Consider the following 26,013-nt stretch of genomic DNA (forward strand, 5'->3'; position numbering starts at 1 on the left):
GTTGCAGTTTCAATGGAGATATCAACACAACGGGACAGTCAAAAAGTTGTACGAGATTTGTCACTGTACACCACCTTTATGCAAAAAACCTCAATTACTTTTTTTGTCCAAAGTCGAATTGCTAAAGTTGGTAAAGAAAGCTTGGAGTAATTTATCGTCTACTTCCGGCCAGCGAAGGGTGGTATCTGCAAGTCCATTGAGGGTATTTTGGCAATCAATTTTTAAGCTAGATGTTGCATTGGACTCTGAAGATGTATTGTCTTCAGCCAGCGATATAGCTGAATATAAAGCGTTATCAGTAGAAATTTGGTTACTACGAACTAGTTTAGCTTGCCAACCCTCATCGGAAAGCTCTTGCAGTGGGTAGCCCAAAGAGCGGATGCAGTTAATAAATTGACTCCAAGGAGCAGAATGAGAACTAATTAGATGGAAGGCTTTGCCCAAAGATTCTGGCTGCTGCGACAGGTTGATTAAGGCCTTGGCAAGATAGTCAACAGGTGTAATTTCTATCAAACTGTTCATCTCTGGCGCACTTTTTAGTTGAATGCAGCTTTTGATGAATCTGTAAAACATATCATTTGAATTCCAAACGCCGGTTTGACTGTGCCATGTTATTCTACCAAGCCTGTAGATACTACAAGGCAAACCGCGATCGCGTGCTATCATGACAATCTTTTCTGCAACCCATTTACTTTGGGTATAACCTCCAACCAGCCCTTGACTGTGTTCCAGAGGATCATTTTCTAAAACAACCCCTAATTTGAAATACTCATCTGAGGTAAAAACACTAGCAGTAGAAATGAAATGCACAGGCTTGATTTTGATTTGACTAGCTAATCTCAAGACTTCCTCAGTACCACGAACATTTGCTGCTTTGAACAAAGCGTATGGATAAATATTATTCACCAAAGCGCCATTATGGTAAATTGAGTCAATTTTAAGAGCCATGAAGTGAAACTGCTCATCTGAAAGACCGAGAAGCGGTTGAGATAAATCTCCTAATACTGGAATAATCCGCGAGTTAAAAGATTCCTCCCAAACTAAATAAGTTTTTAGGGTTTCTTCCAGTCGTTGTTTCCCTGCGTTAAAATCACCAGCACGCACCAAACAATAGATATCTGCTTGAGTTTGTTGTAATAATTCTGCCAGCAAGAAAGCACCGACAAAGCCTGTTGCACCTGTCAGCAGAATCGCCTTTGGTTCACTTACAGGTTGATAAACTAGGTTTCCTGGCTTAATTGTCTGGTCTAGGACAACTTCAGCCTCTAAGTTTAGAGTAGTAATTTCATTTGCACGGACACTAGAGTTTGCCCCAAAGGTAGATTCAATAGTTTGAGCCAGTTCAGCTACAGTTGGGGCGGTAAATAAGTGGCGTAACGGTAACTTAATCTGGAAAGTCTCATTTATCTGGGACATCACCCGAATTGTTGTCAGTGAATGACCTCCTAAGTCAAAGAAATTATCCACAACACCCACTTTCTCTATATGCAGTGCATTAGCCCAAATGTCTGCCAATATTTTCTCTACAGGGGTACGTGGTGCCACAAAAGTGACTGCCAACTGAGTATTCTGGAAATCAGGAACAGGTAAGGCTTTGCGGTCTACCTTGCCATTAGGAGTTAAAGGTAAAAGCTCTAACCTGACAAAAGCAGAAGGCACCATGTACTGTGGTAATTTTTCTGTCAAGAGAATGCGTAACTCATTAGTAGTTGGTGTTTGCTCCAACTGCGGCACAAAATAAGCTACTAAGCGTTTTTCTCCGGGAATATCTTCTCTCGCTACTACCACATTTTCTCTAACTCCTGGATGCTGACTCAGTATTGCCTCAATTTCCCCTAGCTCAATTCGGAAACCTCGGATTTTTAGTTGATTGTCGATCCGTCCCAGGTATTCGATGTTGCCGTTTGGTAGATAACGTCCTATGTCTCCTGTTTTGTAAAGCCGAGAATCTGGTTCATCGTTAAAGGGATTGGAGATAAATTTCTCTTGTGTCAACTCTCTTTGATGGAGATAACCTCTTGCCACCCCTGCACCACCAATGTGCAGTTCTCCTGTTACACCAATTGGTACTGGTTGTAATTGCGAGTCTAAAATGTAGATTTGTGTATTGGCAATTGGACGACCAATGGTAATTTTGTTGTCCTCTGGAGTGCATTTGGCTACTGTGGCACAGACGCTGGCTTCTGTTGGGCCATAAGCATTGAAGAAGTTTCTACTAGCAGACCAGAGTTTTATCAGTTCAGGAGAACAGGCTTCACCAGCGACGATGATTGTTTGCAGTTTGGGAAGTTCTTCAGTAGGTAGGACTGCTAGGGCTGATGGTGGTAGGGTGACATGGGTAATTCCATCATCGCCCAATCGCTCCATTAACGGCATACCGGGCATTATTGAGTCTTTTGTTCCCAGGTATAGTGTTGCTCCTATTCTCAGGGCCATAATAACTTCCCAGATACAAGCATCAAAACTCAAGGAAGCAAACTGAAGAACGCGACTATCAGAGTGTACACCAAAAGTTTGAATCTGAGCTTGAGCTAGGTTAACTAATCCCTGATGTTCAACCATCACACCTTTAGGTTTACCTGTGGAACCGCTCGTATAAATCACATTCGCTAGACTAGAAGCTGTGATTTTACTAGTAACGTTATCTTGATTATTTTGACCAATTTCTAACCAGATTTCATCTATAAAAACCAGTCTTGCTTGATTTGGGGGTAGTTGAGAAAGTAAGTGTTGTTGGGTGAGCAGTACCGGAACTTGAGTGTCTTCTAGCATAAAACTCAGACGCTCACTAGGATACTCTGGGTCAAGGGGTACGTAAGCGCCACCCGCTTTGAGAATTGCCAACAATCCTATGATCATTAAAAGCGATCGCTCCACACACAACCCCACTAGTACATCTGCGGACACTCCCAAGGACTGCAAGTAATCAGCTAACTGGTTAGCACGACAATTTAACTGGTGGTAAGTCAGCTGTTCATTTACTCTGCCAGAAGCCTCGCTGCGCTCGTCTACAAAGACAACTGCCACAGCATCGGGTGTGCGTTGAACTTGCTCTTCAAACAACTGATGAATACATTTATCGTGGGGATAGTCTACTTGAGTATCATTCCACTCAACCAATAACTGCTGTTGCTCGGACGCTGTGAGCATTGGTAATTGCGAAATCCGCTCTTGGGGATTATCCACAATACCTTCTAGCAGTGTTACAAAATGACCCATTATTCGTTCGATAGTGCTGCTATCAAACAAGTCAGTGTTGTACTGCCACCAACCCATTAGTCCAGTGCCAGTATTCTCCATTACTAAAGCCAGATCGAACTTTGTCGTGGAAGTCTCTATTGACAATTCGCTGACACTTAACCCGGTCAATTCCAATTGAGATGCGGGATTATTCTGGAGAATGAACATCACTTGGAACAGTGGTGTATGGCTCATGTCTCGTTCTGGCTGCAATGCTTCTACCAACATTTCAAAGGGCAAATCTTGATGAGCATAAGCGGACAGTGCCATTTCTCTCAGGCGCGGGAGTAATTCGTTAAAGCTGGGGTTTTCTGCCAAGCTCGTCCGCATGACTAAAGTGTTGACAAAAAAGCCAATTAACCCTTCTATATCAGTGCGATCGCGGTTAGCAATTGGTGTCCCGACCAAAATATCTGTTTGTCCCGTGTAGCGATAAAGCAGAGTATTATAAGCTGCCAACAAAGTCATAAACAAAGTTCCCCCTTGCTGTTGACTCAGTTTTACCAACTTTTGAGTTAGCTCAACAGAAAGTGTAAACTCCAGATGTGCGCCATTGAAAGTCTGCACAGCAGGTCTAGGTCTGTCTGTGGGTAATGGTAAAAATGTCGGTGCGTTTGCCAATTGTTGTTTCCAGTAGCTCAATTGGCTCTTCAGTACTTCCCCGACTAACCATTGTCTTTGCCAAATTGCAAAATCTGCGTACTGAATTGGCAGTGGCAACAAAGGTGACGGTTGACCCTGAGAATAAGCATTGTAAAGCGTTGTTAATTCCTCAACATACACACTCATTGACCAACCATCACTGACAATGTGGTGCATACATACAGATAACCACTGTTCTGTAGGAGATAGCACCATTAATGTGGCTCTAATTAATGCTTCTGACTCTAAGTCAAAAGGCTCAATTGCTTGTTGTTGCAGTAATTTCTGTGCAGCCGTTTTTTGTTGTGTTACGGGTAAATGCTGCAAGTCAACAACAGTAATTGTCCAATTCGTCTGGGTTTGAATAGTTTGTAAAGGCTTTCCATCAATGACAACAAAGTTGGTGCGTAATGCTTCGTGGCGATGAATAATTTCCCTAAAGCTTTGTTCTAAGGCAACAACATTAATAGTTCCGACTAAGCGCAAGCCAACGGGGATGTTGTATGAGGCACTATTTGGGTTTAACTTGTCTAAAAACCACAAACGCTGTTGAGCGTAAGACAGTGGTATTTCTGCATTCTCTGCCCGCTTTAAGATGGGTGGTGCAGCAAGTTCTAAGTCTTGTTGCTGCAACTGTTGAATGTTTTGGGACAATTGAGCAATTGTTGGCGCAGCAAATAAGCTACGCAATGGTAGTTCGACTTTCAAGTTGGTACGGACGCGGGAAACCAGTTGCGTTGCTAGTAGCGAATGTCCTCCAAGTTCAAAGAAGTTATCATGTATGCCCACAAGGTCTACTTTCAACACTTGCGCCCAAATTAGTGACAAAATTTCTTCAATTGGGTTACGTGGAGCAACATATTTGTCCGATAATTGGCTTTGTAAATCAGGTGCAGGTAGGGCGCGGCGGTCTAATTTTCCGTTGGAGGTAATTGGTAGAGCTTCCAAGATAACTATTGCACTTGGCAGCATATACTCTGGTAACTTCTCCTTGAGGAAGCTACGCACAACGTTTACAGAGACTCTCTGCTCTGGCTGTGGCACAATGTAAGCGACTAAACGTTTATCACCTGGAGTATCTTCTCGCACAACTGCACAAGATGCCTGTACATTAGTATCTTGGCTCAGTACTGCTTCAATTTCGCCCAACTCGATGCGGAAACCGCGAATTTTAACTTGATTATCGATGCGTCCTAAAGATTCGATGTTACCGTCAGCTAAATAACGTGCTAAATCCCCTGTTTTGTAAAGGCGAGAATCAGGGTCACTACTAAAAGGATTTGGGATGAATTTTTCTTGTGTTAACTCTGGGCGGTTCAAGTAGCCTCTGGCTAAAAGCACACCAGCAATGTACAATTCCCCTTGTACACCAATGGGTACAGGCTGTAAATATTTATCTAGGATGTAGATTTGAGTATTAGAAATAGGTCGCCCAATTGGAGGTAGTGGCGGCCAAGTATCTACTAAATTAGGCAAAGTAAAACTGGTGGCTACATGACTCTCGGATGGCCCGTAATGATTGTGTAGAGTACAGTCACTTAGCTGACTCAGCCACTTGGAAATGGCAGGAGTAATCTGTAACTGTTCCCCAGCAGTAATGATTTCCCGCAAATGAGTATTTACTAACTCACTACCAACAGCGAATTCTGCTAGTTGTTGTAATCCCACAACGGGGAGAAACATTCTTTGAATTGCTTTTTCTTGGATTACTCTTAACAAATTTGAGGTATCGTGGCGTAATTCCTCAGTTATTAAGAACAATGTACCGCCAGAACACCAAGTAGTGAAGATTTCTTGGAAGGAGACATCAAAGTTAATCGAAGCAAATTGTAGGGTTTTTGCTCTACGAGCAATTTTCAGATTGTCGGGATGCCACAAAATCAGATTGCAAAGGGCAAGCTGATTCATGGCTATACCCTTTGGTTGACCTGTAGAACCAGAAGTGTAAATTATGTAACCCAAGTTATTGGCTTGTACGCCAGTGATGAGATTATCCTGGCTGCACTGAGAAATTAATTCAGGGTCAGTATCTAGGCAAACAAGCTGTGTTTGATTTGGGGGCAGTCGGTCAAGAAGCGATCGCTGAGTTAGCAAGACTTTAGCTTGAGTATCCTCTAAAATATAGCTCAAACGCTCAGTTGGATACTCTGGATCGAGTGGTACATACGCTCCCCCTGCTTTGAGAATTCCCAACAGTCCAATGACCATCTCCAAAGAGCGCTCGACACACAACCCGACTAGAATATCTGCACCTACACCCAAAGAGCGCAAGTGATGAGCTAATTGGTTAGCGCGACAGTTTAATTGGTTGTAAGTAAGTTGTTGCTCCTTAAACTCCACTGCCACCTCATCGGGTGTCAGTTCTACCTGCTCCTCAAACAACTGATGTATGCACTTATGAAGGGGATAATCAACTTGAGTATCGTTCCACTCAACAAGTAATTTTTGTTGCTCAACTTCACTCAGCAGAGGCAATTGTGAGATTTGCTGTTGAGGATTAGCAACAATGCTTTCCAATAATGTGACAAAATGATTTGTCATGCGCTCGATAGTACTAGCATCAAACAAGTCAGTACTGTACTCCCACAATCCTATCAGCCCAGTAGGACTATTCTGCATGATTAAGGTTAAATCAAACCTGGAAGTTGTCAGTTTTACTGGCAATGAACTGACATTGAGCTTACTCATTTCTAATCCAGATGTGGGCGCATTCTGGAGGACAAACATTACCTGGAACAATGGTGTGTGGCTGAGATCCCGTTCTGGCTGCAATGCTTCCACCAGCATTTCAAAGGGCAAATACTGATGAGAGTATGCCTCCATTGCCATATCCCGAACATGGGTGAGTAATTCGCTAAAGGTGGGATTTTCTGTCAAGTTAGTCCGCATGACTAAGGTATTGACAAAAAAGCCAATTAACCCTTCTATCTCAGTGCGATCGCGGTTAGCAATTGGCGAACCCACCAATATATCTTCTTGTCCTGTGTAGCGATAAAGCAGGGTATTATATGCCGCTAACAAAGTCATGAACAGGGTACAACCTTGCTGTTGACTCAGTTTGGTTAGTTGTTGAGTTAACTCAACAGACAGGGCAAACTCAAGATATGCACCATTGAAAGTCTGCACAGCAGGTCTGGGTCTGTCTGTGGGTAATGGCAAGAATGTCGGTGCGTTTGCCAATTGTTGTTTCCAGTAGCTCAATTGGCTATTGAGTACTTCCCCTTGCAACCATTGTCTTTGCCAAATTGCAAAATCTGCGTACTGAATTGGCAGTGGCAACAGTGATGAGAGTTGACCCTGAAAATAAGCATTGTAAAGTGTTGTTAATTCCTCGACAAACACACCCATAGACCAGCCATCACTGACAACGTGGTGGATAGACACTGATAACCACTGTTCTATAGGAGACAACACCACTAATGTCGCTCTGATTAAGGAATCATTTGTTAAGTCAAAAGGCTCAATTGCTTCTTGTTGGACTAATTTATATGCAGCAGTTTCTTGTTCTGTTAAAGGTAAATGCTGCAAGTCAACAACTGTCAGTGACCAATTTGGTTCTACTTGAATGATTTGAGTTGGTTTTCCATCAACGGAAACAAAATTAGTGCGTAATGCTTCGTGGCGATGAATAATTTCCCTGAAGCTTTGTTCCAAAGCGACAACATTCACATTTCCGACAAAGCGCAACCCCATTGGGATGTTATAGAAAGGACTGTCCGGCTCGAACTGGTCTAAAAACCACAAACGCTGTTGAGCATAAGACAGTGGTATTTCTGCGTTCTCTGCCCGCCTTAAGATGGGTGGTGCGGCAAGTTCTAAGTCTTGTTGCTGTAATTGCTGAATTAATTGTGCTAACTCTGCAATTGTTGGTGCAGCAAATAGCGATCGCAATGGCAGTTCTACTTTCAAGCTGCTACGCACACGGGAAACCAGTTGCGTTGCTAATAGGGAGTGTCCTCCCAAAGTAAAGAAGTTATCATGTCTACCTACAAGCTCTATTTTTAGGACTTGTTGCCAAATCAGTGCAAGGATTTCTTCAATTGGGTTACGTGGAGCTGCATATTTATCTGATAATGTACTACTTGGCTCTGGTGCTGGTAGGGCGCGACGGTCTATTTTGCCGTTGGAGGTTAGGGGTAAAGATTCTAAGATGACGATCGCACTTGGTACCATGTATTCTGGTAGCTTTTCTTTGAGGAAGCTACGCAGTTCACTAATTGTGGGTGTACTTCGACTTCGCTCAGTACAAGTCTGCTCTGGTTGCAGTACGATGTAGGAGACTAGGCGCTTGTCACCAGGAATGTCTTCGCGGACGATGACCACAGATGTTTGTACATCTTGATGTTGACTTAGTGCTGCTTCGATTTCTCCCAACTCAATGCGGAAACCCCGGATTTTTACTTGGTTGTCGATACGTCCCAGATATTCGATATTGCCATCTGGTAAATAACGAGCCAAATCTCCGGTTTTATAGAGGCGCGGACTGGAGGCTGGAGATTGGGCTATTTTTCTCCTCCGCTCCCTTACCCCTCCTGCCTTCTGCCTCCTGCCTCCTGCCTCCTCAAACGGGTTGGGGATGAATTTCTCTTGTGTTAACTCTGGACGGTTGAGGTAGCCTTTTGCTAATCCTGCACCACCGATGTGTAACTCTCCTGGTACACCCAAAGGTACTGGTTGTAAGTTTTGGTCGAGTATATATATCTGAGTATTAGAAATTGGGCGACCAATAGGCACAGTCTTCAAATTGCTCTCTGGTTGACATTCCCAGAAGGTGACATCAATTGCCGCTTCTGTCGGCCCGTAGAGATTATGCAATTGGCACCCTAAACAGGCAAAAAAGCGTTCCTGAAGTTCTTTTGGCAGTGCTTCACCACTACAAATAACTCGCTTCAAGCTACTGCAATCTTTTAAACCTTGTTCTTCTAAAAAAATCTGGAGCATCGAAGGGACAAAATGCAGTGTAGTAACTTGCTGTTCTAGTATTAGGTTGACCAAGTAACCACTATCTTTATGTCCACCTGGTTTAGCTACAACTAAACGCGCTCCAGTCAATAACGGCCAGAAAAACTCCCAAACGGAGACATCGAAGCTGAAAGGAGTTTTCTGTAAAACGCAGTCTATTTCTGTTAATTGATATGCTTGCTGCATCCACAGGAGGCGATTGCAAATCCCTAGATGCGTATTTATCGCTCCTTTAGGCTTTCCGGTGGAACCCGAAGTGTAAATTACATAAGCCAAGTTACTAGCTTGCACGCCAGTGATTGGATTTTGCTGATTCGACTGGAGAATGATTTCCCAGTCGGTATCTAAGCAAACAACACGTGCTTGATGTTCTGGTAATTTCTCAACTAATTGCTGCTGACTCAGTAATACTGAAACTTGAGCGTCTTCAAGCATAAAACTCAGACGGTCTTGGGGATACTCAGGGTCAAGTGGTACATAAGCCCCACCCACCTTAAGAATACCAAGTAATCCCACTACCATCTCTAAAGAACGCTCGGCACATATCCCCACCAGCACATCTGCGGACACTCCCAAAGAACGTAAGTAGTGCGCCAACTGATTAGCACGACAATTTAACTCGTGATACGTCAATTGTTGATTCTCAAACACTACCGCTACAGCATCAGGCGTGCGCTCCACCTGCTCCTCAAACAACTGATGGATACATTTATCGAAGGCGTAATCTACTTGAGTATCATTCCATTCAATTAATAACTGTTGCTGCTCAGATGCTGTGAGCATTGGTAATTGAGAAATGCGCTCGCTGGGATCCGCCACAATTGCTTCAAGTAAAGTCACAAAATGACGAGTCATGCGTTCGATAGTGCTGCTATCAAACAAGTCAGTGTTGTAATCCCACCCTCCCACTAGTCCGGTGCTAGTGTTTTCCATTGATAAAGTTAAATCAAACTTAGCGATCGCACTTTCTATTGGCAATTCACTGACGCTTAACCCAGTCAACTCTACTTCAGATGTGGACGCATTATTAAGAACGAACATTACTTGGAACAATGGTGTATGGCTCAAGTCCCGTTCTGGTTGCAATGCTTCCACTAGCATTTCAAAGGGTAAATCTTGATGAGCATAAGCGGACAGTGCCATTTCCCGGATACGTGGGAGTAATTCGTTCAAACTCCGATCGCCTAATATCTCTGTCCGCATCACTAAAGTGTTGACAAAAAAGCCAATTAACCCTTCTATCTCGGAGCGATCGCGGTTAGCAATTGGTGTCCCCACCAAAATATCTTCTTGTCCCGTGTAGCGATAAAGCAGAGTATTATATACCGCTAACAAAGTCATAAACAAAGTCACCCCTTGCTTTTGACTCAGCTGCACCAACTGTTGAGTTAGTTCACTCGACAAAGCAAACTCAAGATATGCACCATTGAAAGTCTGCACAGCAGGTCTGGGTCTGTCTGTGGGTAGTGGCAAGAACGTGGGTGCATTCGCTAATTGTTGTTTCCAATAACTCAATTGGCTCTTTAGTACTTCCCCTTGCAACCATTGTCTTTGCCATAAGGCGAAATCTGCGTACTGAATTGGTAGTGGCAACAGTGGTGAGAGTTGGCCTTGAGAATAAGCATTGTAAAGCGTTGTTAATTCCTCAACAAACACACCTATTGACCAGCCATCAGAGACAACGTGGTGCATACACACTAATAACCACTGTTGTGTATGAGACAGCACCAGTAATGTTGCTCTGATTAATGCTTCTGACTCTAAGTTAAAAGGCTCAATTGCTTGTTGTTGGACTAATTGCTGTGTAGCGATTTCTTGTTCTGTTAAAACTAAATGCTGCAAATCAACTACTGTTACTGACCAATTTGGTTGTGTTTGAATGATCTGAGTAGCTTGTCCATCAACAGTAACAAAGTTAGTACGTAATGCTTCGTGGCGATGAATAATTTCAATTAAGCTTTGTTGTAGCGCGGCAACATTAAGAGTTCCGACTAAGCGCAACCCGAAGGGAATGTTGTATGAAGCACTGTTCGGCTCTAACTGGTCTAAAAACCACAAGCGCTGTTGAGCATAAGATAGTGGTAGTTCTGCATTCTCTGCCTGCCTTAAAATGGGTGGTGCAGCTAGTTCTAAGTCTTGTTGCTGTAACTGCTGAATCAATGGCATTAATTCCGTAATTGTTGATGCAGCAAATAACTCACGCAATGGTAGTTCTACTTTGAAGCTAGTGCGGATACGTGAAACCAGTTGTGTTGCTAGGAGTGAGTGTCCCCCAAGTTCAAAGAAATTATCGTAAATACCCACTTGCTCTACTTTCAAAACTTGCGCCCAGAGGAGTGCAAGCATTTCCTCAACGGGTGTACGCGGGGCGACATATTTTTCTAGGAGTGCGGTGTCTAAGTCTGGTTTTGGCAGAGCGCGGCGGTCTACTTTGCCGTTGGGAGTCAAAGGGAAAGATTCCAAGATTACTATTGCCGAAGGTATCATGTAATCTGGCAGCTTTGCTTTGAGAAATTGACGTATTTCACCCATCGTAGGTTGACAGTTCTGATGCGTTACGATGTAGGCGACTAAACGTTTATCTCCAGGCGTATCTTCGCGGACAATGACACAAGATATCTGCACATCGCTGTGTTGGCTCAAAACTGCTTCAATTTCGCCCAACTCAATCCGTAAACCACGTATTTTTACTTGGTCATCGATGCGTCCTAAGTATTCAATATTGCCATTGCTTAAATAACGCGCTTTATCCCCGGTTTTATATAATTTACTCCCTCCTGCCTCCTGCCTTCTGCCTTTTGCCTTCTCAAACGGATTGGGAATGAATTTTTCTTGTGTTAAATCGGTGCGGTTAAGGTATTCCCTAGCTAGACCATCTCCCCCAATGTATAATTCTCCCGGAAAACCAATACCTACTGGTTGTAGTTGGGGATCTAACAAATAGATTTGTGTGTTGGAAATTGGCTGCCCGATGGGAATAGTTGTCGCGCCTTCTGGGACATCCTGCACTAAGTACCAGGAACTAAATGTTGTATTCTCTGTTGGCCCATAAACATGGAGTAGTCGCTGCGGCGCACCATTGTTGAGTACTTCTTTAACCCATTTAGGATCGACAGCCTCGCCGCCAAATAGAAGATAGCGTAGTGAATTGAAAGCAGAGGGGACTTCTTGAGCAATTAGATTGAACAACGCAGTCGTCAAGAATAACACACTGATACTTTGCGATCGCATAAAGACTGCGAAATCTCTGGGCGAAAGTGCCAAATCTTTGCTCACCCCTACTAACCGCGCTCCGTTGAGTAACGCTCCCCAAATTTCAAAGGTAGCAGCGTCGAAGGCGTGATTTGAGGCTTGGGCAATTACATCACCAGCAGAAATGCTGATATAGTTGGTTTCTTTGACGAGTCGAACTACACTTCGATGGACAATGCTTACACCTTTGGGTTGACCTGTAGAACCGGAGGTGTACATTACATAAGCTAAGTTATCAGCTTTGACGCTGGTAGTTGGGTTCTGTTGTGTGTGTTGATTGATGATATCCCAGTTTGAGTCTAAGCAAATTACACTAGCTTTGCCGTTGCCTAATTTATTAACTAGTTTTTCTTGAGTCAAGATGACTGATAACTGAGTATCTTCGAGCATGAAGGTCAATCGCTCTTGAGGATATTCTGGGTTAAGTGGCACATAAGCACCACCCGCCTTGAGAATCCCCAATAGTCCCACAACCATTTCTAAGGAACGCTCCACACATATCCCCACCAACGCATCAGCTTTCACACCCAAAGACTTCAAGTAGTGCGCCAACTGGTTAGCACGGCTGTTCAATTCGCGGTATGTGAGACGTTGATTCTCGTACACCACTGCTACAGCATCGGGTGTAAGCTCAACCTGCTCCTCAAACAACTGATGAATAGATTTATCCTGGGGATAATTAGATTGGGTATCATTCCAGTCAACTAATAACTGTTGTTGCTCAGATTCTGTTAATATTGGCAACTGGGAAATTCGTTGCTGAGGATTAGTAGCAATCGCCTCAAACATTGTTACAAAATGACCCAGCATCCGGCTAATCGTTCCATCTTCAAATCGACTAGCATCGTACATCACCCTCAGTGATAATTGCTCACCAGGGGAAACTACAACCGCCAGAGGATAAGTTGTTTGTTCAATCCATCTAAAATTCGAGAGGGAAAAATTGCGATCGCCTTGTAGAACAGCAGTATCAATAGGATAATTCTCAAAAACAACAATACTCTCAAATAAAGATGTACCTTTGGGAACATCACTTAGCCCCTGAATCTCTGCTAATGAGCTATAGGAAAATTGCTCAGACTCAATCTGTTGTGCCTGTAAATCCTTCAATAAACCCAGCAATTCAGTCTGCTCGGAGATTTGTACCCGCACTGGCAGAGTATTGATAAATAACCCTACTATCGACTCTACACCAACAAGTTCAGGCGGACGACCAGACACCGTTGCCCCAAAAACCACATCTGTTTCTTGGCTATAGCGAGACAGCAACAATCCCCAAGTCGCCTGCACCAAATTACTCATCGTCAATTGATGCTGTCTGACAAAAGACATCACTGCTGTTGTTGCTGGCACAGTTAAGTCAATTTGTTGTTCACTGTAGCTCGAATGCTGCTCCCGCATTGACAATGGTTTATCCACAGTCAAAGGAGTTGGTGTAGTAAAACCTTGGAGTTTTTGTCGCCAAAATTCTTGAGCTAAATCTCGATCCTGTTGCTGTAACCAAGCAATATAGTTGCGGTAGCTGACAGTTCCGGTGTTAGATAAACTTTTACCCTGAGAAATAGCTTGATAAAACTCCAACAAATCTTGGAAAACCAAAGGTGACGACCAGCCATCAAGTAATAAATGATGATGACACCAAACAAACTGATAAGTATCCCCATCCAACTGGATTAGATGTAGGCGCATTAATGGCGCTTGCGATGTTTGGAAACCCTGTTGTCGCTCCGAATCCAGAAAAGTTTCTAATTGCTGTTGCTGCTCTTGTGAAGATAACTCCCGCCAGTCATAACTTTCGACTGTCACATTTACCTGTTGATACACCACTTGAACTGGCTGGCTCAAAGACTCCCAAAGAAAAGCTGTGCGGAAGACGGGATGCCGAGCTACGACTTGCTGCCAAGCTTGTTCAAAGATTTTTACATCTAGGTTTCCCGTCAAAATGCAAGTTATCTGCTCAAAATATACGCCTGAGTCTGGAGCATACAAACTTTCAAATAGCATCCCCTCTTGCATGGGAGATAAGGGATAAATATCTTCAATATTTTGGCGATTAGTTTTGCTAAGTTCTAATTTCATAAATTTTGTAATATCTGATCTATTTCTAGTTGGTTAAGTTGAATTAATGGGAAATCTGTAGGCGTATAACCTGCATTTTCTGTTGACAAACAATGAGCAATTAACTCTTGCAAAGTTTCGACAAATTCTTGAGCAATATTCTCAATTTTTTCGCGCTGATGGATATTGCTGCTGTATGTCCAATCTATTTGCAGTTTTTCGTTAAGAATGATGGCATTAATATCTATTAAACAATGACGATGACCTTGTAAACTCTGGCTATTTCCGCTAGGCTCATGAGCTATTTGTATCAGAGAAGATGTATTCACAACTTGAGCAAATTGTCCCAGATAATTGAAGCTAATTTCTGCTTGGGGAATTTTATCTAGTTGGGCGCTAATTTCTGAATCAATATTTAGATAACGCAATAAGCCATAGCTAATGCCTTTATTAGGAATTACACGTAATTGTTCCTTGACAGATTTTAACGCAGTACCAAGATCATTTATAGTTCCCAGTTCCACAACCACTGGAAAAATCGTTGTAAACCAACCAACGGTGCGTGATAAGTCTACACCATCAATGATCTCCTCCCGCCCATGACCTTCTAAGTCGAATAACACTGAATCAGAGTTAGTCCATCCGCTTAATACCAGCGCTAAAGCAGTTAACAAGACATCGTTAATTTGTGTTTTGTAAGCTTTCGGAACATCTTGCAGGAGAGAAAGAGTTTCGCCTTCGTTTAATGATACTGTTACTGTCCTAGCCGATGCAGTAGTGTTTATTCCTTGTGCATAGTCCACTGGAATAGAGTCAACTGTATCGTAAGATGGACTCAACCAATAATCTAGTTCTGATTTCAAGACTTCTGATTGGGTATATTCTGTCAGTTGTCGCGCCCAATCTTTGAAGGATGTGGTTTTTGCAGGTAGTTGAATGTTCTTGCCTTGACTGAGTTGCTGGTAAGCTGTCTGCAAATCTTCTAACAAGATCCTCCAGGAAACACCGTCTACTACGAGGTGGTGAATTAATATCAGCAATCGCGCTTTTTTGTTAATACCCAGCCAGAAAAATGCTAGTTGCACGAGATTTTCTGAAAGATTTAAACTCGCCTGTAATTCATTGGCTGTGGTTTCAATGACAGTTTCTATCTCAGTTTCTGGAACTGTCGATAAGTCAAATCGGGTGATAGTAATATTATCGGTTGGCGCGGCATGAATCTGCTGCCATATTGTGTCTGTTTGAGTGAATCTTAGCCTGAGAGCATCATGATGTTTTAGTAGTTGCAGCCATACTTGCTCTAATATTTCTAGGTTGAGGTTTGATGGTACTGTGAGGAGAAATGATTGATTAAAGTGGTGTTTATCTGGTAATTTTTGCTCGAAAAACCAGTGTTGAATTGGTGTTAGGGGTAATGTCCCTGTGACTAATCCTTGTTCAATTGAGAGTATTTTTGTTGTGCCTGCAACTGTGGCTAATTGGGCGATGGTTTGATTGGCAAATAGTTGTTTGACTGTCAGTTTTATGCCAGCAACTTTTGCTTTGCTGATAATTTGAATGCTGAGGATGGAATCTCCTCCTAGTTCAAAAAAGTTATCGTGTATGCCTATTTGCTCTACTCTTAATACTTGCTGCCAAATTTGGGTTAATTTTTCTTCAATGAGGTTGCGCGGTAGCACTATATCATTTTCTATTCCTGTACGTGCTTCTGGTTCTGGTAGGGCGCGCCGGTCTATTTTGCCGTTGGGGGTTAGGGGTAAAGATTCTAAGATGACGATCGCACTTGGTACCATATATTCTGGTAGCTTTTCTTTGAGGAAGCTACGCAGTTGGCTAATTGTTGGCGCTACTTGTGGCTGCGGTACTATGTAGGCGACTAGGCGTTTATTTCCAGGAATGTCTTCGCGGACGATAACTACAGATGTTTGCACATCTTGATGTTGGCTTAGTGCTGCTTCGATTTCTCCCAACTCGATGCGGAAACCCCGGATTTTTACTTGGTTGTCGATGCGACTAAGGTATTCTATATTACCATCTGGTAGATAACGAGCCAAGTCCCCAGTTTTATATAATTTTGACCATTCGGCTTCGCTCAGGGTTAACTTTTGAATTTTGAATTTTGAATTGTTGAAGGGGTTGGGGATAAATCTTTCTTGTGTTAACTCTGGGCGGTTGAGGTATCCTTTTGCTAATCCTGCACCACCAATGTGCAGTTCTCCTGGTACACCTATAGGTACTGGTTGTAAGTTTTGGTCGAGTATGTATATCTGGGTGTTGGAAATTGGACGACCAATAGGGACAACTTGTGGATAAATCTCACGCTGACAATTCCAGAAAGTTGCATCAATACAAGCCTCTGTTGGGCCGTAGAGATTGTGTAAATTTACATCTAGCTTACTTAACAAGCTTTCTTGCAGAGTAATGGGTAAAACTTCACCGCCACAGAAGACGTGTTTGAGGGAGTGACAAGTTTCGATTCCTCCCTGTTCTAAAAGCATTTGCAGTAAAGATGGGACAAGTTGAATAGTAGTTACCTGCTGCTGGGCAATTAACCTTAAGAGATAAGCGCTGTCAGTATGACCTCTTGGTTCAGCTATTAACAACTGTCCACCTGCTAACAATGGAGCGTAGAATTCCCAAACTGAGGCATCAAAGCCAAAGGGAGTTTTTTGCAGTACTTTGTCTTTTTCAGTCAGGGGGAATGTTGCTTGCATCCAGAACATGTGGTTGCAAAGGTTACTGTGAGATAGCATTACCCCCTTCGGTTGACCAGTAGAGCCAGAAGTATAAATCACATAAGCTACGTTACTGGCTTCCACCTGGGCAATTGGATTCTTTTGGCTAAACTTAGCGATCGCAACCCAGTCTTTATCTAAGTGGACTACACGCGCCTGATGTTGAGGAAGAGACTCAGCTAGATGCTGTTGGGTTAGCAGTACCCCAACTTGAGCGTCTTCGAGCATAAAACTCAGACGGTCTTGGGGATACTCAGGGTCAAGTGGTACATAAGCCCCACCCGCCTTGAGAATGCCCAACAGCCCAACCACCATCTCTAAAGAACGCTCTACACATATCCCCACCAGGACATCCGCGGACACTCCCAAAGACCGCAAATAATGCGCCAACTGGTTAGCACGAGTATTCAACCCGTGATATGTCAGTTGTTGATTCTCAAACACTACTGCCACAGCATCGGGCGTGCGTTCCACCTGCTCTTCAAACAACTGATGGATACATTTATCGAAGGCGTAATCTACTTGAGTATCATTCCATTCAATTAATAACTGTTGCTGCTCCGATGCTGTGAGTATTGGTAATTGCGAAATCCTCTCGCTGGGATTGGCGACAATACTTTCCAGCAGACACGCAAAATGACCAGTCATGCGCTCGATGGTGCTGCTATTAAACAAGTCAGTGTTATACTCCCATCCTCCCACTAGTCCGGTGCTAGTGTTTTCCATTGATAAGATAAGATCAAACTTGGCAATCGCACTTTCTATAGGCAATTCACTGACACTTAACCCAGTCAACTCTATTTCAGATTTGGGGGCATTATTGAGAACGAACATCACCTGAAATAGTGGTGTATGGCTGAGATCCCGTTCTGGCTGCAACGCTTCCACCAACATTTCAAAGGGCAAATCTTGATGAGTGTAGGCGGATATTGCCATTTCCCGGATACGCGGGAGCAACTCGTTAAAACTAGGATTTTCAGATAAATCAGTCCGCATCACCAAGGTATTGACAAAAAAGCCAATTAACCCTTCTATTTCGGTGCGATCGCGGTTAGCAATTGGTGTCCCCACCAAAATATCTGTTTGCCCTGTGTAGCGATAAAGCAGGGTATTATATGCCGCCAACAAAGTCATAAACAAAGTCACCCCTTGCTGTTGACTCAGTTTTATCAACTTTTGAGTTAACTCAACAGACAGGGCAAACTCAAGATATGCCCCATTGAAAGTCTGTACAGCAGGTCTAGGTCTGTCTGTGGGTAATGGCAAGAAGGTGGGTGCATTTGCCAATTGTTCTTGCCAGTAACTTAATTGGCTTTGTAGAACCTCCCCTTGCAACCATTGTCTTTGCCAAATTGCAAAATCTATGTACTGAATCGGCAGTGGTAACAAGGGTGATGATTCACCTTGAGAATAAGCGTTGTACAGTGCTTGTAACTCCAGGGCAAACACACTTATTGACCAACCATCAGATACAACGTGGTGCATACATACTAATAACCACTGCTCTGTAGGAGACAGCACTATTAATGTCGCTCTGATTAATGCATCATCAGCTAAGTCAAAAGGTTCAAATGCTTTTTGTTGAACTAATTTCTGTGCAGCTATTTCTTGTTCTGTTAAGGGTAAATGCTTTAAGTCAACAACTGCAACTGACCAATTTGGTTGTGTTTGAATGATTTGAGCAGCTTGCCCTTCAACTGTGATGAAGTTAGTACGTAATGCTTCGTGGCGATGAATAATTTCAATTAAGCTTTGTTCTAAAGCAACAACATTCAGAGTTCCGACTAAACCCAACCCAAAAGGGATGTTGTATGAGGCACTGTTCGGCTCAAACTGGTCTAAAAACCATAAACGCTGTTGAGCATAAGACAGTGGTATTTCTGCATTCTCTGGCCGCCTTAAGATGGGTGGTACGGCAAGTTCTAAGTCTTGTTGCTGCAACTGCTGAATGTTATGCGATAATTCAGCAATTGTTGGTGCAGCAAATAGCGATCGCAATGGCAATTCTACTTTCAAGCTGCTACGCACACGGGAAATAAGTTGTGTTGCGAGTAGAGAGTGTCCCCCTAGCTCGAAAAAGTTATCATGTCTGCCTACAAGCTCTACTTTTAAGACTTGTTGCCAAATCAGTGACAGTATTTCTTCGATGGGGTTGCGTGGGGCGACATATTTCTCTAATAATTCACTACTTGGCTCTGGTGCTGGTAGAGCGCGACGGTCTATTTTCCCATTGGGAGTTAGGGGTAAAGACTCCAGGATGACTATTGCCGAAGGAACCATGTAGTCTGGTAACTTCTTCTTCAGGTCGCTACGCAGTTCGCTAACTGTGAGTGTTACTTGTGGCTGCGGTACAATGTAGGCAACTAGGCGCTTATCACCCGGAGTATCCTCACGGGCTATGACACACGAGGCTTGCACATGGGGATGTTGGCTCAGTGCTACTTCTATTTCTCCCAACTCAATGCGGAATCCCCGGATTTTTACTTGGTTATCGATACGCCCCAAGTATTCGATATTGCCATCTGGTAGATAACGAGCTAAGTCCCCAGTTTTATATAAAAGTTCTCCTCCCCAGCCCCCCTGCTCCCCGGTCACTGAGCGAAGCCGAAGTGCTGCTCTCCTGCTTCTACCAAAGGGATTCGGAATGAATTTTTCTTGTGTTAAATCTGGTCGGTTCAAGTAGCCTCGCGCTAATCCTGCACCACCGATATGTAACTCTCCTGGTATACCTACGGGTACTGGTTGTAAGTTTTGGTTAAGTATGTATATCTGAGTATTGTCAATTGGGCGACCAATAGAAATCAAGCTCTCACTGGATTCGAGTTGACATACTGATGACCAAATAGTAGTCTCTGTTGGGCCATAAAGGTTCCAGACAGAAGCACTCCTAGCAAGCAGTTCATTAACTAGATCCCAAGGTAAAGCTTCACCACCGCAAAGTATTTTTAGATCCCTAGATTGGAAGTTGGAGTCTAAAAGCAATCTCCAAGTAGCTGGAGTTGCTTGCATAATTGTTGCCTTAGACTTAACTAGCAAGTCAAATAATTCTCTTCCATCAAGGGTTACATCACGACGGGCTATAACCAGACATGCACCTACACTTATAGGCAGAAAAATTTCTAAGGCAGCAATATCAAAGGAAATAGTAGTGACTGCAAGCAGTGTATCTTGTTCTGTTATTCCTGGGCGCTGCTGCATGGCAGATAAGAAATTGCTCACAGATTTATGTGAGATTTGCACACCTTTGGGCTTGCCTGTAGAACCGGAAGTATAAATCACATAAGCTAAGTTAATAGCTTGGACATCAGTAATGGGATTTTCTTGAGCCAACTGAGAAATAAACTGCCAGTTAGTATCCAAGCTTACAAGCTGCGCCTGACATCCAGGTAATTTTTCAACTAAATGCTGTTGGGTTAGCAGCACTGAAACTTGAGCATCTTCTAAAATAAAGCGCAAACGCTCTTGGGGATATTCTGGGTCAAGTGGTACGTAAGCTCCACCCGCCTTGAGAATACCAAGTAATCCCACCACCATCTCTAAAGAACGCTCTACACATATCCCCACCAATACGTCGGCTCCTACTCCCAAAGACCGCAAATAATGCGCCAACTGGTTAGCACGACTATTCAACTCGTGATAAGTCAATTGTTGATTCTCAAACACCACTGCTACTGCATCGGGTGTAAGCTCAACCTGCTCTTCAAATAACTGATGGATACATTTATCGAAGGGGTAATTTACTTGAGTATCATTCCACTCCACTAATAACTGTTGCTGCTCAGATGCTGTGAGCATTGGCAATTGGGAAATCCGCTCGCTGGGATTTGCGACGATCGCTTCAAGTAGAGTCAGAAAATGACCAGTCATGCGTTCGATAGTGCTGCTATCAAACAAGTCTGTGTTGTACTCCCACCACCCAAACAGCCCATTGGGAGTATTTTCCATTGATAAAGTTAAATCAAACTTTGCCGTGGTGATTTCTATTGGCAAGCCACTGACACTTAACCCAGTCAACTCTATTTCAGACATGGGAGCGTTCAAGAGAACGAACATCACCTGGAATAATGGTGTATGGCTGAGATCCCGTTCTGGCTGCAATGCTTCCACCAACATTTCAAAGGGCAAATCTTGATGAGTGTAGGCTCCGAAAGCCGTTTCTCTCAGGCGCGAGAGTAATTCGTTAAAACTGGGGTTTCCTGCTAAATCAGTTCGCATCACTAAAGTGTTGACAAAAAAGCCAATTAGCCCTTCTAGCTCGGTGCGATCGCGGTTAGCAATTGGTGTCCCTACCAAAATATCTTCTTGTCCTGTGTAGCGATAAAGCAGGGTATTATATGCTGCCAACAAAGTCATGAACAGGGTACAACCTTGCTGTTGACTTAGCTCCAACAACCGTTGAGTTAACTCAGCAGACAGAGTAAGCACATGATATGAGCCATTGAAAGTCTGCACAGCAGGTCTGGGTTTGTCTGTGGGTAGTGGCAAGAACGTGGGTGCATTTACCAACTGTTTTTCCCAGTAACTCAAATGGTTTTGTAATACTTCCCCTTGCAACCATTGTCTTTGCCAAATTGCAAAATCCGCGTACTGAATTGGCAGTGGTAACAAGGGTGACGGCTGACCGATTGAATAAGCATTGTAGAGTGCTTGTAACTCCTGGACAAACACACCTACTGACCAGCCATCACTGACAACGTGGTGCATACATACTAATAACCAATGTTCTGTAGGAGACAGCACTATTAATGTCGCTCTGATTAAGGCATCATGAGCTAAGTCAAAAGGCTCAATTGCTTTTTGTTCCAGTAATTTCTGTGCAGCCGTTTTTTGTTCTGTTACTTCTGCTGAGGCTTCGCTCAGTACAAATGCGGGTAAATGCTGCAAGTCAACAACTGCAACTGTCCAATTTGTTTGAGTTTGAATTATTTGTGTTGGCTTTTCATCAACAGTAACAAAGTTGGTGCGTAGGACTTCATGGTGATCGATAAGTTCTTGTAAACTTTGTTCTAAGGCGGCAACATTAAGAGTCCCTACTAGACGCAAACCTATGGGTAGGTTGTATAAGACACTGTTCGACTCTAACTGGTCTAAAAACCATAAACGCTGTTGAGCATAAGACAGTGGTATTTCTGTATTCCCTACCCGCCTTAAGATGGGTGGTGCTGACAATTCTATAGCTTGCTGCTGTAACTGCTGAATCGATGGCGCTAACTCGGCAATTGTTGGTGCAGCAAATAACTCACGCAATGGTATTTCTACTTTCAATCTGGTACGCAGACGGGAGATGAATTGCGTTGCTAGTAGGGAGTGTCCTCCTAGTTCAAAGAAGTTGTCATGTCTGCCTACAAGCTCTACTCTCAGAACTTGTTGCCAAATTACTGCGAGGATTTCTTCGATAGGGGTGCGCGGAGCTACATATTTCTCTCTTGATTCACTACTTGGCTCTGGTAGAACGCGACGATCTATTTTGCCGTTGGGGGTTAGGGGTAAAGATTCTAAGATGACGATCGCATTTGGTACCATGTATTCTGGTAGCTTTTCTTTGAGGAAGCTACGCAGAACGCTTACTGTAGGTGTTATTTGTGGCTGCGGTACTATGTAGGCAACTAAGCGTTTATTTCCAGGAATGTCTTCGCGGACAATGACTACAGATGATTGCACATCTTGATGTTGGCTTAGTGCTGCTTCGATTTCTCCCAACTCAATGCGGAAACCCCGGATTTTTACTTGGTTGTCGATGCGCCCCAGGTATTCGATATTACCATCTGTCAGATAACGAGCTAAGTCCCCAGTTTTATACAATTTTGAATTTTGAATTTTGAATTTTGAATTGTAAAAGGGGTTGGGGATGAATTTTTCTTGTGTTAATTCTGGGCGATTGAGATAGCCTCGCGCTAACCCTGCACCACCAATGTGCAGTTCTCCTGGTACACCCACAGGTACTGGTTGCAAGTTTTGGTCAAGTATGTATGTCTGGGTATTGGCAATTGGACGACCGATGGAAATTTTTTGGTCTTTGGGAGTGCATTTGGCGATCGCAGCACAAACACTCGCTTCTGTCGGGCCGTAGGCGTTGAAGAAGTTTCTACCTTTTGACCATTGTCGCATCAGTTCCAGAGGACAGGCTTCTCCGGCGACAATGATTGTTTGCAATGTTGGCAGTTCTTCTACTGGCAGGACTGCTAGCGCTGATGGTGGTAGGGTGATATGGGTAATGCCATCATTCTTTAATCGCTCAATTAAAGGCATACCCGGCATTATCGAGTCTTTTGTTCCTAAGCAAAGTCTTGCCCCCGATCCCAAAGCCATCAAGATTTCTGATATGCAAGCATCAAAACTGAAGGAGGCAAACTGGAGAACTCGACTATCACCAGACAAGCCGAAAGCCTGAATTTGAGCTTGAGCTAGATTGCACAATCCAGTATGCTCAACCGTTACCCCTTTGGGTTTGCCTGTGGAGCCGGATGTGTAAATCACATTTGCTAGATCGCTACTCTTTACTACCTCAATCAGGTTGTTCTGTTTGTTTTGCAGAATTTCTGACCAGACTTCATCTAAACAAATCAGTTTTACCTGATACTCAGGTAGTCGATCCAGGAGTCGCTGTTGACTTATTAATACTGGAACTTGAGCGTCTGCAAGCATGAACGAGAGACGGTCTTTGGGATACTCTGGATCAAGTGGTACGTAAGCCCCACCCACCTTGAGAATACCAAGTAATCCCACCACCATCTCTAAGGAGCGCTCTACACAAATCCCCACCAGCACATCAGGTTTCACACCCAAAGACTGCAAGTAATACGCCAACTGGTTAGCACGGCTGTTTAATTCGCGGTACGTCAATTGTTGGTTCTTAAACACCACCGCCACAGCATCAGGTGTACGCTCTACTTGCTCCTCAAACAACTGATGAATACATTTATCGAAGGCGTAGTCTACTTGAGTATCATTCCACTCAATTAATAACTGCCGTTCCTCAGATTGTGTGAGCATTGGTAATTGGTCAATCCGTTGCTGGGGATTTGCCACAATTGCTTCGAGCAAAGTTACAAAATGTCCCATCATCCGCGCGATCGCACTATCATCAAATAAGTCAGTGTTGTAATTCCACGTACCTTTGAGTGAGCCAGGTTCCTCAAGAATAGTTAAGGTTAAATCAAAGGCGGCTCCTCTAGACTCTGAAATCATTGATTCCAAAATCAAACCATCGATATCCATATCCATCTGGTGAGAGCGATCGCAGACGAAGGCTACCTGATAGAGTGGCGAAAAACTGGGGTTGCGGACAGGTTGCAGTTGCTCTACCAGCAGGGGAAAGGGATAATCTTGATGGTCTTGGGCATCTAATACACAAGAGTGCGATCGCTCCAGCAACTCTTGAAAAGTCGGTTTTCCTGAAAGGTCTCCTCGCAAGACCACAGAATTAGTAAAGTGACCTACAATATTTTCAAACTTTGAATGGCTCCGATTCACCATTGGAGAGCCAATTAAAATATCTTCTTGATTTGTATAACGTAGTAATAGTATTTGTAGTGCTGTTAATAAAAGCGTATAGAGAGACGCACCTTCTCTCTTCGCCAATTCTTTGAGCTTTTGCTGAAGTTCTTCTTCAACAGTAAAAAAGCGGGAAGCACCATTATAGGTTTGGCTCTGAGGTCTTGGTCGATCTGTTGGCAAATCTAGCAATGGCAACTCACCAGATAGTTGTTGCTGCCAGTAAGTCCACAAACTTTCTCCAGCTGAACTAGCGAGCATTTGCTCTGACCACTTGACGTAATCTTGATAATGATAGTTTTGTGGTGATAGTTGGACTGCTACACCTGTGGCGTAGGCGTAGCCCGTCGTAGACATCGCTTTATACAAGGCTCTCAGTTCACCGATCATGATTTCTAAAGACCAGAAATCCCCCACTATTTGATGTAGCGTGATTAGGATAATATGTTCTTTGGTTGCTAATTTATCAGTTTTGATATGGTTAATTAATAAATCAAAGCGCAATATTGGCCCTTGTCCTAAGTTGAAAGGGCGATCGCTCTTTTCTGAAAGCCAGTTGTTTACATCATCTTGTCCAAGATCGAAAGCTTCTTGGATGCTAAAGTCAACTTGCTGATTTTCGTGAACTGTTTGCACAGGTTCGCCGTCAATGGTTGCAAAGGTAGTCCTCAAAAGTGGATGCCTTTCAACTAGAGCTTGTGCTGCCTGCTTTAGGACAGGAATATCCAAATTTGTAACTAATTTTGCTGCATACGTGGCGTTGTAGGCGGTACTGCTGGGTGCTAATTGATATAAAAACCAGAGTGCCTTTTGACCGTGAGATAGGGGATGAGTTGCAGAGCGATCGCTACTCTGAGATAAAATGCGGATAATTTCTGGTTCCGATTGCTTAATTTCCTCTAATAACTCAGAGGGGAGTGATTTTTCAGGCGATCGATAGCGCAGTTTGTCTCCATCAACCCAAAGTTCAACATTCTTTGCTGAAAGATTTTCTAGAAGCTTTAGTAAATTCATGATTCTACTCTAATCGATCTAATTTTAATAAATTAATATTTTCCTCTAAAGCTATCTTGAATTTTTACAGTCTTAGCTAAGAGTAAAGTTAATGTTAACTAAACTTATAAATAAGCGCAGTTTGTTTATTTAAATCTGTACTTTTTAATTGAACTTATGAATTATCTCACCTTAGCCAGCAAAATACAATACCAATTAAGACAGTTAAGTGGACAGTTAAGACAGTTAAGAGGTATCCGCTCGGTAAATTGGGGTAAAAACAAAAAATAAAATGTAAATTGGTTTATACTGCGTTATGGAATATGAAACATGGCATGGCACAAAAATTATTTGCTGAAAACTTATTAACTGCTGCCAACTCTCGACACCAAGGAGCTTGCAGCAGATTTAATGAATGCGTCATAGTAGAAATATTGGGCTAAATAATACCTTCACAACCATGTTTACCGATTTGTGATAAAAGCCTATAATTCTCCCAAAAAATCAACAATTACACTAGGGCAATTTGCTACTTTATTTATGGCTACAATGCTTATTTACTAAGAAATTGAGCCTTAACACTACTTCCATATAACTACCTTAATTATTAGCTAAAGTCTTAGTTTAGTTTCAGAAT

General features: G+C 43.1%; 2 protein-coding genes. Both read right to left on the reverse strand.

Annotated features, from left to right (window positions below; genetic code table 11):
* Positions 1 to 90: 90 nt before the first annotated feature.
* A complete protein-coding gene (locus tag GTQ43_RS30440; RefSeq protein WP_265276360.1) occupies positions 91 to 14,175 on the reverse strand; it encodes a non-ribosomal peptide synthetase in 14,085 nt (4,694 codons plus the stop codon).
* Complete coding sequence (locus tag GTQ43_RS30445) at positions 14,172 to 25,397, reverse strand: non-ribosomal peptide synthetase (RefSeq protein ID WP_265276361.1); 11,226 nt, start codon at positions 25,395 to 25,397, stop codon at positions 14,172 to 14,174. The genes GTQ43_RS30440 and GTQ43_RS30445 overlap by 4 nt, the downstream gene beginning before the upstream one ends.
* Between the last annotated feature and the right edge of the window lie 616 nt (positions 25,398 to 26,013).

Source organism: Nostoc sp. KVJ3 (assembly GCF_026127265.1).
Lineage (GTDB): Bacteria > Cyanobacteriota > Cyanobacteriia > Cyanobacteriales > Nostocaceae > Nostoc.

Coding starts and splice junctions, on each gene's coding strand:
- GTQ43_RS30440 (WP_265276360.1), bottom strand. CDS start 14,175: ATGAAATTAGAACTTAGCAAAACTAATCGCCAAAATATTGAAGATATT.
- GTQ43_RS30445 (WP_265276361.1), bottom strand. CDS start 25,397: ATGAATTTACTAAAGCTTCTAGAAAATCTTTCAGCAAAGAATGTTGAA.